This is a genomic window from Sulfuricurvum sp. (assembly GCF_028712165.1).
GTDB lineage: Bacteria > Campylobacterota > Campylobacteria > Campylobacterales > Sulfurimonadaceae > Sulfuricurvum.
Map to the genome: position 1 here is coordinate 1 of NZ_JAQTQR010000025.1, position 13,295 is coordinate 13,295.

The window sequence follows — 13,295 nt, forward strand, 5'->3', positions numbered from 1 at the left end:
CGCCAATCGGAGTATTAGGGCAGGTGTTTCAGGGCGTTACCCCATCATTCCACCCGTCAAATTATTAGTTTAACCCCCTTTTACGACTGGGGTTAGTGCAACTTTTAATTGCACAACGAGTCGCACCAAAGTAGCAATCGAGTTCTGCTTTGACCCATCATTCAGAATGTCTTCATACAGTTATTGTATATTCCAAATATAGCAAGACAACATTCAAAAAATAAGATGATAAATTCTAAAAGTTTGTCATGTTCCAAATAGTATATGTTGGTGACATCATCAAACTAAACTGCGTCCAAGTCTGACTGAATGCAATCAAATAAACAGATTTAATTATTACATCACGTGTTCAAATAAGTTGTTGTTCAGTCCTTAATCATATAATGTGTGTACTAATTAAGAGTTATATACAAAAAGGAATACACGTGCTTACATTCAAAGAATTTCTTGCTGGGGAAGCACAGAAAAAAGTCCTCGATAAAATCAATATATTTGAACATCATGTATATCAGAATATTCCAGGTACGAAAAATTCATTCAGGGAAGATCCTACTAATACGAGTTCAATGACGTTGAAGCATGCCCACGTATATGCCAAACCAAAGGGAATGGGAAAAGAGCTTTACTCGGTAAACATAAATGGAACAGGGCACGATGGTTCTAGTGGTAAAGAGATTCCTAATAGTCACGCTGATTATTTTAGAGACAAAGGCTATCAAATTAAAAATGACAATATTCTTGAAAGCCTACTTCTTAACAACCTTGAGCCAGATGAGTATGAGTTGTTTATCCTAGGTGAATAATGTATAAAAAATCAGTAGAGAGCAATCAAAAACCCGTTGGCGGCTTTTTGATTGCTCATTTTCAACGTTATGTGTAAAAGAAAAGGAAGACATGCGAGTACTTGAACGAATTGAATTGATAGACCGAATAGGACGTGAGTTGCAATCACGTATGACTTTTGCTGATATTGCCATTTACTTAGGAGCCTATGGTGTTAAAACAAAAGATATTCAACCTAGTTCAAATAGTAAATGGGTCTACGTAAAAGAACTACTCGCTGATTGTGACGAGAGCCTAATATCATCAATTGCTGATGAACTTGAACTTAATCATAACTTCTCTAGTAATGTTCCCAAAGAAGCAACTTTTTGGAAATCAGGGCATTTCAAATTATTTTTAAGCCATTTGGCATCCTTTAAATCAAATACCGCAAAGCTCCAACAAGTACTAAAGAAATATGCAATTACTTCTTTTGTTGCACATGAAGACATTCAACCAACAAAAGAATGGCAAATAGAAATAGAGTCTGCCTTGCACACCATGGATGCTATGGTTGCAATATTAATGGATGGTTTTAAAGAAAGCAATTGGTGTGACCAAGAAGTGGGATTTGCTGTAGGAAAAAATGTTTTAATTATTCCTGTCAGAAAAGGTCTTGATCCATATGGTTTCATTGGGAAGTATCAAGGTATTCAAGCCAATGGCAAAAATGTTGGACAGGTTGCTGAAGAAATATTTCAGACAATTGTAAAGTCAACAAAAACACGCGGAAAAATGCTTAACTCATTAGCTAATGCCATTACACAGTCAATTGAGGTAGGAGAAGCTACCGAAAAAGTTTTTTTACTTCAATCTGTTCAGAATATTCCACTTGAAATACTAGAAAACATTAAAAAATCAGCAACTGAAAATACAATCTTGATTAACTCACAGATATTTGTTAATGCATTAAATGAACTGTTCAGTGAATATTCTATAGAGAAACTCAATCTTGGAGGAGAAGCAGTTGCAACTCAATGGAATGATGACGTACCATTTTAGAAAAGCTCATAACAAACCACAGGAGAAAAATACTTGGATCAAGATATTCTAAATGTTATCAAAACTTTATGGCAATCGTATGAATATAGAAAATGTAAATGACGTTGAAATTTACAGAATAGCTGCAGGTGTATTAAGTGAAATAACTCATGACTTTAATGGTGGTATTTATGCAAAACTTGGTGGTAACTTGAATTTTTCATGGGTAGACAAGAAAATGGTAACTGCTTGGGCTGAATCCAAAGGAAACCCTGATAGTCCGCCAAATCATGAAATCATACTTAGCTACGAATTAGCACGCCAAGTATATAGAGATATAGAAGGCTATTATGAGTTTGCTGCAAGTGCTCTCCTTGAAGAACCAATGATAACTATTTTTAATTCCTTTAATCCTAAACCACAGCTACCTGATTTTGACAAAAAAGCTATTATTACTAATATGTATCTTGGTGCCATTACTTGGGTATTTTTTCACGAGCTTGGACATCTAACACAGGAACATGGATATATCCGCTCTATTTTTGGCAAGGGGGAACCTAAGACTCGTATAGAAGATTGTGAATCTGATGGTGAGAAAAAACTAGAAGGTAAAGCCGCCACTATATCTCATGTGACAGAACTTGCAGCTGATGTCTATGCGACATATTCGTGCATAATGGAATTGATAAGACATTTTTCGCCAGAACAACTAGATGACGTTAATGAAGAATCCAAAAAATTATTCCAAGGAAATCTTTACTTAATGGTTTGTGGTATATCGTGTATATTTTACCGTTTTAATGGAGAAAGATTACTAGAGCCTCACGAAGAACCAATTGGTAGCCATCCCACTCCAATAAGGCGACTGGAACTTTGTATTCCAAACATATTTGAGAGACTTGATGTTAATGGCACTGGGCATAAACTGCACGGAATGGATCGTAGTGTACTCGTCAACCTTTGTATTGGTGCTGCTGAAAGCGTCGGATTTTTTTGGCTGTGGCCTTATATTCATCCAGATGCAATCCCAGAACATTTCTTCGTGAAGGGAGTATTACAAGATCCATATAAAACGTCGTATTGGAAGGAAATTATAGAGTCTTGGGATGAAATTAAGGTTGAGATTAACAAAATCAAGCGTTTCGGCAATGAAAGGGGCTTACTCTTTTTTACAGACGAACTGCGTGATGAAGTATTTTCATAATACTGGAATGTATCCAATAAACTAGACACTTATTAAGTAACTCAACAACTTCTAGTTTGTGACACAACTCCAATAAAGCTTCCCATATTTGCACTAAACTCATTATAGGCGACATCATTTACCCCACAAAGCGTTCAACAACTAAAAAATGAGAATTTCCATAGCGCCTTAGGACTTTTGGAACACATTATTTTAAATCGATCAGCCTCATTTTCAATTGTGGTCAAAAAGTGTAAATATACAGTGATCTCATTTATCTTTATTCCAAACCATACACATTGCACGCAGTCTAGCATTTTCTGCAAGCAAGCGTGCATTTTCTCTTTTTAATTCATTTGATTCTTTTGCCGATTCCCTTGCCCTTTCAATAATTCCTGCCTGCTCTTTGATCTGCCTATTCAACTCATCGATCTGCAAGTTTTTTACCTTCAGGTCTATCTTTTGCTTTTTTATCTCATCGATCTCGTCTCTAAGCTTCTTATTCTCCAGTATCAACCACGCTTTACTGTCTCGTTTGGGTTCGTCAGATGCCTTTGCATTTTCAAGATTTCTGATCTTTTTCATAAACGGATGCAAAAGTCGTTCAATCCTCTCATCATCTTTACTTTTCCTGTAAAGCGTTTTGACATTCACATTCAACTTTTTTGAAATAAGGATCATAGAAATGGAAGGCCATATGTAGCCTTTCTTTGGAATCTTTGAGTCAATTGGAATCTTCCTGATTTCATGGTGCTTTAATCGCTTTAGCCTATCGACAGCTTCTTTAATCTGCTCATAATCCACTTTTTCAGGTGCTGGCATGTGTTAAATCCCCTTCGATTCTTGTTTAAGGCGATCGATAAGCCCGATTAGTGTCTGCGTATCGTTTTGAAACTCCATCATCCTTGCGTCCAATTCATCTTTATATTCAGGAGAACTTTCTGCTTGACCATCGTATAACCTACTTAATTCCGGTGCAGTACGTTTTCTTTCTTGCAACATCTCGATAAAGGATGGGATTTCAGATGCGTCTGGTTCAAACTTTTCGCATTCAGACAAATAACATGGCTTAACATCACCATACCCATACTGGCATGATTCGCCGAGGGCTAGCATACAGAATCCATGATCATAATAGACAACACTAAGATCGTGCTTTCTTTTTATCGATGCATAAACCGCGAGCTGATCAAAGTAATCCAGATGTTCCCATTCCGAAGCTGATGCAACTCCAATAACTTCATTTGCAAAACTATTCACTTTTTGATTACTGACGTTGATCCCTAGCATTTTCCCTGCTGAAACAGCGCTCATCTCCATGTAATCTCGCTCGTGACTTGAGGATATATATCCAGACGTTGTATCGATTTTAATATGGTTGAGATATTTTTGAATCATCTCTTCTGGCACACCCAAATCATACAACATCGTTGCAAAAGTGGCTCTCATCATATGAAAAGCGAAATACGGCAACCTCATGTCTTGAATGAATTTGTTTTTCGCTTTATGCAAAGCGGCATAACTGCGGACTTTAATAACGCCATGAGCCTTGTTGATAAACAGATATTCCGAACCGTTTTCCTCTCGCAACTCGTCTGTAAATTCCTCTATCTCTTTTAGGGTATCATAAACAACCTTGGAGACTAAAATTGGGGTGCCAATTGCCCATTCTTTAGTCTGCTTATCCTTTATTACCTGATGGCCTTTTAGCCAGTACATCTCCGACCAATCAGGATCAACTCCCCCAAGACCAATTTTATGCTTCCGACGATACTCCAGCGAATCTTTGATTTCATCATCGGAAACTGGTACAAGGCAGCCCTTTTTCAGCACTAAAACTTCAGTGATTCTCAATCCAGTATGTAAAGCCACCGTCATTGCGGCCTTAAGATATGGATCAGAGCATTTTACAAATACTCTAGTGATCTTCAGTAAATCATCATAAGGAATCACTTTACTCTTCTGCACAAACTGTAAACGAACCAATTCTTGTCTAAACTGATAGCGCTCCTCACCAGACATATAGCTAGATATTTCATGAGGTAGCAGTACGCTATAATCACGTCTAAACACCCATTCAAAACCTTTATAAACCCCACCCAATTGAGCTAGCATCAACAGAGTATTATTTGCATACTGACTAGCCGTACGAGGTTGAAGAGAATCCTCACAGTCTTTGACAATAGAACTCTTCACACGTCGCTGCAGATCCCCGACATAATCCATCCAAGCATCATAGAAATTGTCTTTTTCGGTACTTGCCCCATGATTATCCAACGCAAATTTAAAAAAATATTTCGCATGATCGACCATACTCCTCACGCTACTACCCTGAAAGTCTTGTCTTGTAAGCAACGTCCAAGCCCAGAATTTACATATTTTTTTGATCTCGTCGCTTGCCCACGTAAAGATTACTGTTATTTTCGCATCAGGCCTCTTTTCATACTCCGACACATCCCATTCATCAGGAATATCTTTTACTACACTACTAATGTACTCTAGGTAAAATTTTCTTTCGCTTTTACTAGAGGGTTCTTGAAGGATTATTTCTTCAGCAGTACTCATCAGCCAACTCCTCTAGTCTTTTGACAATATTCTCATCCCTTTGACACTCCAGAAATAGGTGCTCAGAAAATCCAGTCCCTCTATATCGAGCAAGGCTCATGGATGATTTTTGATATTTCAGTTTCCAATACGGAAGATTTCCTGTAGTCGGGGTATATAATGCACACCCCTTACAGCCTGAGTTGCCCGAAGTTTGCCTAAATGCTTTACAACTGAAACATACGCTTGCACCACCCATACATTTTCCACCCACAACATCTATGGCATCACCAAACTCTGCAGCCTGCTCGTCGGTCATAGGCTTTGGTTCTCCGGGGTATTTCGTCAAAATAATTTCTTTAATTGTGTCCTCTATCGTAGTAATAAGCGCACCCCTCTTCAAGGCCATAGTCTCACGTTGTGATACAGTATCTATATAGCTCTTCATAGTAGTCTCGATTCCATCACCTAATGCAGCTGCAACTAGTGCAATACTACTACCAGAACGAATAAGACGTGTCGCACCAGAGTGTCTAGACTGATGACCCGTAAACCCGTCTGGTAATCCCAAAATCTTTCGCAGCTCCACAAGCCGATCACTCAATCTAGAAGTAGATATAGGATAATAAAGCCCTTTTTTACCAGGAGATGCTGACTCCTCGAGAAATATATACTCTTTCAAATCCGGCACAACAACATCCCTGTGCACCTGTGTAATCTTGATAGCTTCATCTAAAAGGGACGGAACTAGATCGTCCATTACTAAAGCAAAAGGGTCTTTTCTCTCGCCCTTTAAACTAGCTAAACTCACAACTTCCATCTTCTTCTTCTTTTCTGAGTAATAACTCAGAATTTTTTCATTAGATGAGCCGAGAAGACGAAGTGTGTCGGTTTTCATATTCACAATCTCACTCACTCTGCGAAAGGTCATCAATTGCAGTACGGTCGCAATATCAAATAGGCGCTCTTTCGTCCGCTCTCCCGCACCCTTTTGAATATATGAGATAATAGCCTTCATATTGTCATCGGAAAGCAGCACCATAGATGACCTTCCCGATGCCTTCATTCTGAATTCGCCCTTATGTATAGCCACATGAGGATCAAACCATTCCGGCAGCAAAGGTTTCACTTTTCCAATCACAGCTCTCAGCAATAGAACCATAGCCTTAGCATTGGCTTCTTTCCCGCTGTCGCGCAGGTCATTACACCTATCATAAAACATCTGCTTTTTAATATTGGTGAATTCCTTCCACTGCAATATTCCAAGCTCACCTAAAAAACTCTCCAAATGAACCGCGGTCAACATGTGAGTTGGCAGAGATACTCCCTTTGCTGCAGTCTCCTGCAAATAGACTTTGTCAAAATAGGTCTTCATTATATAGCGGAAGTCATCGTTTTTGATTTTAGAGAATTTCAACTCCCTCCCGTCAACGTACCAGACATCATCATCAAACACATATCCTTCATCTCTATTATCAAGTAAATCAGATGAAGCAACCCCATCTTTAACCATCAGTCTGTATACCTGCTTGATTTTAACCGTATCCATTTTTTCTATGTTGTAGTCATCAATAGTAAACTCAGATGTTTTTTTTGCCTCAAAAACCTCTTTTGCTTTTATGAGATGACTAAGGCAAGGTGTTTTTTTATTGTAGACACCCTCATGAAGCTTTGCAACGTAGTAAAATACATTATCTTTCTCACCTGCTAGTGCTTCCTCAACAATTCTCTTTTTGCGCTCTGAAGTGCTGGCATAAATGTCCTCCATCCAGCCTTTTTGAATAAACGGTACAATAAGCTCATTGACAATACGATTTTTCCGTAAATTTAGAGTTCTTCTTAAGGCTCCCTCCTCAAATACAAAATTATCTAAAAGATCATCATCAATCTCATCCAGTTGCTTTTCCTTGAAGGTCCATGCAAAAAGAAACGCACCAATGCCAATCTTTACATCACCACTGCAAATTGTCAATGCCCTCCCCATTACCTTATCTTGCCACTTGATATTGAGAGATTCCATATGATTTCGCGCAGCCACCAAGTGACTAGATTTAAGCGCAGTAGAGTCAAACAACAGAGGATCTACCAACGCGCCAGCCATCACTGCTTCTCTTAATGCAAAATTGGCAATCACCCGCCTAGTACCATAGTCTGTGAATTGCTCCTCAAACCACTTACGATCCACCTCTCCAAGAGGCTTTTGCAAAAGGCCAAAAAAGTTCTCAATATATTCAAATTTTATAGTGCGCTCATAGCTGCCGTACTCTTCAGTAGTTAAGCAAAGCATTCCATAGGCAACAGCTTCTGCGAGCGTTTTTATTCCTTTTGGCTCTTTTGGGGCCAACTCCTTAGCCTTCTCTTTTAGACCATAATTTTGTTTGCTTGTTTTTTGAGTATATTTAAGATGCCTAAAGGCATCCTCAAGCAATCCCTCCTCCTTTAGAAATTTATGCTTCTCGGGATAATTACTCCGCCACCTTGCGATGTTTTTTTGTCTAAAAGCGACTTCAAGCGCTACTTTCTTTTTTTCCTCATAAGTCAATTCATTAAACGGCAATTTGCCTGAAGTCATGTGAGCAGTAACCTCCACTAGACACCCGAGTTCAATTGCTTTTTTATAGTACCTACTTGCATGCTTCTGAAAAGCGCCAACAGCGTCATGCTTTTTAGCCGCCCTAGCAACAAGCTCCTTTGCTTCATCATCACGCATATCCGACCAGTTCTCAGGGATTGTCCAGCCCCCTGAAACCATCATCTCTTTCCAAACACCAAGCTCCTGAGCCTTCAAATACTTTCCAGGACTATCCCTTTCAAACAATCTTGCAGTCTTATGGTTGACAACAGATGCTACCAGCACTCGCTTTGCGTCTGCTTCACTTATCCTTGACCAAGGGACAATATCCCTCCATCCTGTTATTTCAAGAAACTCTTTACGAAGCCCCTTGCTGAGCAATTTAATATAGAGTTTAATATTATTCTGAATAAATCCAGAGGATGAATTGTACTGTCCATATTTTTCACGCAAATCATCCAAACACTTCTCATTCGTTCGCTCCATTGGTTTTGTCATAACTGCCCCAACAATATCACTTGGCTCTCTCAATCGCACGATAGATTGTGGTTCTGTTCACACTGTAGCTTTGCGCCAAACTACTGACACACTCACCCATCTCAATCAGATTTCTAATACTCACAACGTCCTCATTACTCAGTTTGACACCACGTCCAAACTTCACGCCTCTCTCTTGTGCCGCGCGCCGCCCAGCCTCGCTGCGCTCATTGATAATAGAGCGCTCGAATTCGGCGATGGCGGCGATCATATGGAACATGAGCTTTCCAGCGGGGCTAGACGTGTCGATATCCCGTTCAAGCACTACGAGGCTCACTCCTTTCCTTTCGAGCGTTTTAGAGGTGGTTTGCAGCTCATATGCGCTACGGCTTAAACGGTCAAGGCGCGTCACAACAATCTGATCACCTTCACGGCCAAACTCCATCATGACCTCGAACTCTTTACGGTGAGCTTTTACGCCGCTGACCTTCTCCCTGTATATCTTCTCGCATCCTACTTTATGTAGAGCCTTAAGTTGGAGATCGAGCGACTGTGATGTCGTAGATACTCTAGCATAACCTATTTTCATCTTCTCTCCATGCACGTACTTGCTCTCCCTTTGCATTTAGCATAAATGGAATATTCCATCGTCTTGCTGTTTTGATTAATGACTCAATATTTAATTGATTGTGAACTATTGCCATAACGATCCTTTCTTGCTGTCCGAAAGTGCATGGAGATTTGCAACTGACTAATGATACAACTTTTAGTACACCTATTTTAGGAATATTGCAAATTACCGAGTAGGTGTCTTAAACTTGTAATAAATGGAATTGTGCAAGGGAAAAGCATGATAGCAAAATGTTTTGGTTAAAAACAAAAATCTATTTATTTGTATTTCTCTTTATAGATCAACACATAGCCATTATGAAGATACACAATCGTTCCATCGTACTCCGGCGTCGCTTCTTTGATACAGATGTATGCCTTATTGATGATATAACTTATCGCATCATCCTCGTAGCGGATATGATTAACACGATTATCCTGTTCGTCAATATCGACAATGTAGTTCGGAAAAAGATTGCGAAAAATACGGATGAGAGTTTGGGATGAAATTTCTCTAACCGTATTTCTCATAATATTTGGATTGTCTTGGGGATAGTATCGCACTTCGCCAAGCTTGAGGTTGGGAAGCTTGCCTTCCATATGTTTGTCGCCCCTAAAATGTCCTATGACTTTGAGTTTATTGTCCATTATGATTCTTCCTTTTTGCGCAGTTTATATGCATTTAATCCGTGTATTTGTTCAGCCCATGTTGGGATTTTCTGATCAAACAGTACGGTAGTATTTAATCCTCTCTCCGTCGCGTCTTTCGCAATTTCAATAAAGTCGCTATCACTGGAGATGATGACTATTCCTGAGATCCGATCAACAAACTGGTAGTAGAGCTTTTTGAGCTGTTTATCCGCATCCTTTTTTTCTTCGAGCACCCAACCTAAACGACGTAGTTGAATTTTTCTCCATTCGATGTTATCCCCGTATTGTTGGAGCCACCACGGGATTCCTCGATCCATACGTATGTGATAGGAGATATACTTCATTGAATATCGAACCCCGATTTTTTTGAGCATCGCTTCAATAGCAACTCTATCGTATGGGAAATTTATATTTTCAATGTCCCATAAAATCAAGTAAGGCTTAGCGTTTCGCCCCTTACGTTTTGGGGTAACAGTTTTATTTTTTGAACTTTTTGCTAGTGAGATATCTAAATCATATTCAACGCGTGGCCAGTCCTCTTCGGTATAGAGGATACCTGTTTCGTGATGATCTTGAAGCTCATCGCTGATAGACATGCCAAATTCGATATCTATTTTTTTTGGCATGTTACACCCATGTATGTTATGTACTCACGTATTCGTAACCCAGGATGTATTAAATCAGCATAATATTGTTGGATTGCAGGATCTTCACATGCTTCTCTTATTTTTTGACGCCGATCGTTGCGCCAATTTTCATAGGCAATTTTTGTACGATATATTCGCTCATATTCTGTGGCGGAAATAACTATTGCTTCGATACGTTCGTTATGGAGAATTGCAAACTGCGTTTTTTCTCCAGAAGATAAATCATCGAGAAATTGATCTATATTTTTGGCGCATTCAGACGACGAAATAATTTCATATTCGAATAAACCAAACTCATATTGTGTGGCTACCATGTGAGCTCCTTATAATTTTTGCTATATCTAGAAATCACAACAAACTCTTCTTATGAAATTAAGTCTTCATTACCAAAGAGATGCAGTAAAACTGTTTCGTATGTACTATCCCAAATTGTGAGTATAAGGTTTCATTTGAACCAAATTCGATATCTATTTTTTTTGGCATGCTGCACCAACGTTCTCTATATTTTTCTCCAAATAATCCCTAGAAGCTTTTTGTATAAACCCATTTTCTCCTATTTTTAGTATCTGATCAAACAAGATGCTCGAAACGATTGTTTGTTTATTGTGATAGGTTCTTGAATAGTTGCCAATCTCCCAATTGTTTTCAATTGCTCGATTACAATATTTGACGATGTTATTGACAAGAGTATCAGCTGAAACGCTTTTATTGTATTTTTGTTTTTGTGCTGCTGCATTATTGGTAATTGACCAAAGGATCTTAAATAACTGGGAGGTAGAAAAATGTTCTAGATATGTCGATATTTCGATGGATGTCTTTTCATTTATTATTTCCAATGCTAGCCTGATTAGACCACATTGCTCCAATAAAAGTTTTAGATACTGCATACTCTCATGAAGAGCTATCTCAAGCCATAGCTTGTAGCCATCTTCCACTTCATAGACTTCCAATGGTATCGGATGGAGAAGAGACTTTATCATAGCTGTTTTACTTGATTCATTCGATATTACATTGAGATCGTAATAGCTATGTAGCGGATCGTACCTGAGCTTATTATCCTCCAAACTGTACTCTATATGGGCGCGTTCACTAAGCTGAATAGCCCCATAATAACTTAAATGCTTCAACATGTCGATCGTATACTCCCTTGTTGGAGCGAGCGCTTGTCGATATTCAAAAGCCGGTTTGATAATTTTCAGATCACCGGATAAATGAGTTTTTAGCAAGGCAGCAATAAATAGACGATCACGAAGCGTCAAATCGCTTAGATGAATAGGCGGTTGTCTGGTTTTTTTCAAAAAATCTAAGATACTTTCACTCTTGTATTGCTCGGCAATTTTTTTCTTATGAGCTTCTTCATTTTTACGTTCAGTGCAGCCATTACACGTACATTTATTGTTTTCATATTCATGGTCACAGGAGAGGCAAACACTTTCTCGACGATCTGATCTCGATTGTGCTTTCGAAATAGGTAGATAGACTAAATTAACCTTGCAGTAGGGGCATTCTGTATCAGATTTTTGAGGAGGAAAACATTTATATAAATTTCCACTTGGGACATCTATGCCGAATTTTTCAATCAATGCTGAATGTTTGACATTTGAATAATAAAGTTGCGCAAGTTCCTCTACTTCTTCTTTGGACAAATGCTGGCTTTTATGAAGATACCTCTCATATTTGTACATTTTATACTCCCAAGGATACTTACAATCCAATTGACCCACTATAGCAGGTTGTTTAAAAGTATAACAGAAACTACACTCGTGCATATATTTTAATGAAGAAGATAAATGCAAGAGTCAATAGTTTTTTCTGACAATGAAATCAGTTTAATGTATAAAAGAATCGGAGAGAATGTTAAAAAATACCGAGAACTAAAGAGTATGAGCCAGCTTCAACTCTCGAATGCGATGGGATATAGCTCGGTGAGTCTTGTGTCGGCAGCAGAACTATGCAATGATGGAAAGCATTTTAATCTTGAACATTTGTATAAAATAGCAAAAATTCTTAATGTTCAAATTTGTAAACTTATGGAAAATTGATTTAAAAAGTTTAATCATACTAAGGAGTTAGCACTTGGTATTTCAATGTGATTTTGTTATACTTTAATCAAATTCAACAAAAGAGTAAAGATGGCTGAAAAAATTCTAATTAAATTCAAGGGTCATGACAAGCTTTCGTCGTCAGCCATAAGCCATTATGTTCAGCAAACTGATATCAATTATGTTAAATTGATGATAATCCAAAAAATTTGTACTCTTATAAAAGATGGGTTGGATCCAGATCAACTAGTAGTTGCTTCTAAATCAGCAGATTTATTTAATACTACACAAACTGCATATAATGATTATGATGATTTTTTCATATTGGCTAAAAAAGGAGAATCTGCAAAAGATTTCTGGAATGTAATCAATCGGCACTATCGTCCGGTTGTTTTTTACAAACAAAATAATGAATATATTCCTATTTTCAATTATCAAGATGAAGATAGATTGATTATTCGAAATTTAAGTGTAAATTCTCCTGTAAACATGAGTTTTGAAGGGGCTGGGAGTGCCTTGGCTGATTTGTATTATGCGCCAGAAAGAGAGCAAAGAAATAGGATTCAATGGCAAAATGAGCAAATTGGGCAAGTAGTAAGTAATATTAACGAGATTGGTAAAGCGAGCTCAACCATCAACGATCCTGCTGTTCCAGAAGGAGTGAAAAGATATGCAGAAAATATTTTAAATCAAGTCATGCAGAGACAAGAAAAGCTAAATGCTGAAATTGGATTGACAGATGGAAGATTTCAAATACTTGGTTAGCA

General features: G+C 38.2%; 14 protein-coding genes. 5 read left to right on the plus strand and 9 right to left on the minus strand.

Annotated features, from left to right (window positions below; all coding sequences use genetic code 11):
* Positions 1–425: 425 nt before the first annotated feature.
* The 3 genes from PHP90_RS06080 to PHP90_RS06090 all read left to right on the plus strand — a co-directional run bounded on the left by PHP90_RS06080 (position 426) and on the right by PHP90_RS06090 (position 3,007).
* Entirely contained in the window at positions 426–803 is a 378-nt protein-coding gene (locus PHP90_RS06080; protein ID WP_299926864.1) for a hypothetical protein, read from the plus strand.
* A 91-nt stretch (positions 804–894) separates the two neighbouring features.
* Positions 895–1,824: a toll/interleukin-1 receptor domain-containing protein gene (locus PHP90_RS06085; RefSeq protein WP_299926867.1), complete on the plus strand. Its 930-nt coding sequence runs from the start codon at positions 895–897 to the stop codon at positions 1,822–1,824.
* 52 nt (positions 1,825–1,876) lie between these two features.
* Complete coding sequence (locus PHP90_RS06090) at positions 1,877–3,007, plus strand: hypothetical protein (protein ID WP_299926870.1); 1,131 nt, start codon at positions 1,877–1,879, stop codon at positions 3,005–3,007.
* A gap of 249 nt (positions 3,008–3,256) precedes the next feature.
* On the opposite strand, the gene PHP90_RS06095 is transcribed toward PHP90_RS06090, so the two are convergent.
* The 9 genes from PHP90_RS06095 to PHP90_RS06135 all read right to left on the minus strand — a co-directional run bounded on the left by PHP90_RS06095 (position 3,257) and on the right by PHP90_RS06135 (position 12,132).
* A complete protein-coding gene (locus tag PHP90_RS06095; RefSeq protein ID WP_299926872.1) occupies positions 3,257–3,808 on the minus strand; it encodes a hypothetical protein in 552 nt (183 codons plus the stop codon).
* Between the two features lie 3 nt (positions 3,809–3,811).
* Positions 3,812–5,551 carry a site-specific integrase gene (locus PHP90_RS06100; protein ID WP_299926875.1) on the minus strand — a complete coding sequence of 580 codons (1,740 nt, stop codon included), beginning with the start codon at positions 5,549–5,551 and terminating at the stop codon, positions 3,812–3,814.
* The gene (locus PHP90_RS06105) at positions 5,538–8,600 is read right to left on the minus strand and encodes a tyrosine-type recombinase/integrase (RefSeq protein WP_299926878.1); all 3,063 of its coding nucleotides are present in this window, start codon (positions 8,598–8,600) and stop codon (positions 5,538–5,540) included. The genes PHP90_RS06100 and PHP90_RS06105 overlap by 14 nt, the downstream gene beginning before the upstream one ends.
* A gap of 16 nt (positions 8,601–8,616) precedes the next feature.
* Positions 8,617–9,204: a recombinase family protein gene (locus tag PHP90_RS06110; protein ID WP_366141101.1), complete on the minus strand. Its 588-nt coding sequence runs from the start codon at positions 9,202–9,204 to the stop codon at positions 8,617–8,619.
* Positions 9,149–9,283 carry a hypothetical protein gene (locus PHP90_RS06115; protein WP_299894145.1) on the minus strand — a complete coding sequence of 45 codons (135 nt, stop codon included), beginning with the start codon at positions 9,281–9,283 and terminating at the stop codon, positions 9,149–9,151. Before PHP90_RS06115 ends, PHP90_RS06110 begins: the two co-directional genes overlap by 56 nt.
* 184 nt (positions 9,284–9,467) lie before the next feature.
* A complete protein-coding gene (locus tag PHP90_RS06120; RefSeq protein ID WP_299926881.1) occupies positions 9,468–9,836 on the minus strand; it encodes a hypothetical protein in 369 nt (122 codons plus the stop codon).
* Positions 9,836–10,465 (minus strand): NYN domain-containing protein, encoded by a 630-nt coding sequence (locus tag PHP90_RS06125; RefSeq protein ID WP_299926884.1) that lies wholly within the window; start codon positions 10,463–10,465, stop codon positions 9,836–9,838. Before PHP90_RS06125 ends, PHP90_RS06120 begins: the two co-directional genes overlap by 1 nt.
* Positions 10,450–10,800: a hypothetical protein gene (locus PHP90_RS06130; protein WP_299926887.1), complete on the minus strand. Its 351-nt coding sequence runs from the start codon at positions 10,798–10,800 to the stop codon at positions 10,450–10,452. Before PHP90_RS06130 ends, PHP90_RS06125 begins: the two co-directional genes overlap by 16 nt.
* 153 nt (positions 10,801–10,953) lie before the next feature.
* Entirely contained in the window at positions 10,954–12,132 is a 1,179-nt protein-coding gene (locus PHP90_RS06135; RefSeq protein ID WP_299926890.1) for a hypothetical protein, read from the minus strand.
* A gap of 144 nt (positions 12,133–12,276) precedes the next feature.
* Here PHP90_RS06135 and PHP90_RS06140 point away from each other — a divergent pair, with 144 nt between their 5' ends.
* Positions 12,277–12,528 (plus strand): helix-turn-helix transcriptional regulator, encoded by a 252-nt coding sequence (locus PHP90_RS06140; protein ID WP_299926893.1) that lies wholly within the window; start codon positions 12,277–12,279, stop codon positions 12,526–12,528.
* 90 nt (positions 12,529–12,618) lie between these two features.
* Positions 12,619–13,293, plus strand: a complete 675-nt coding sequence (locus tag PHP90_RS06145) for a hypothetical protein (protein WP_299926896.1) — start codon at positions 12,619–12,621, stop codon at positions 13,291–13,293.
* Positions 13,294–13,295: the final 2 nt, after the last annotated feature.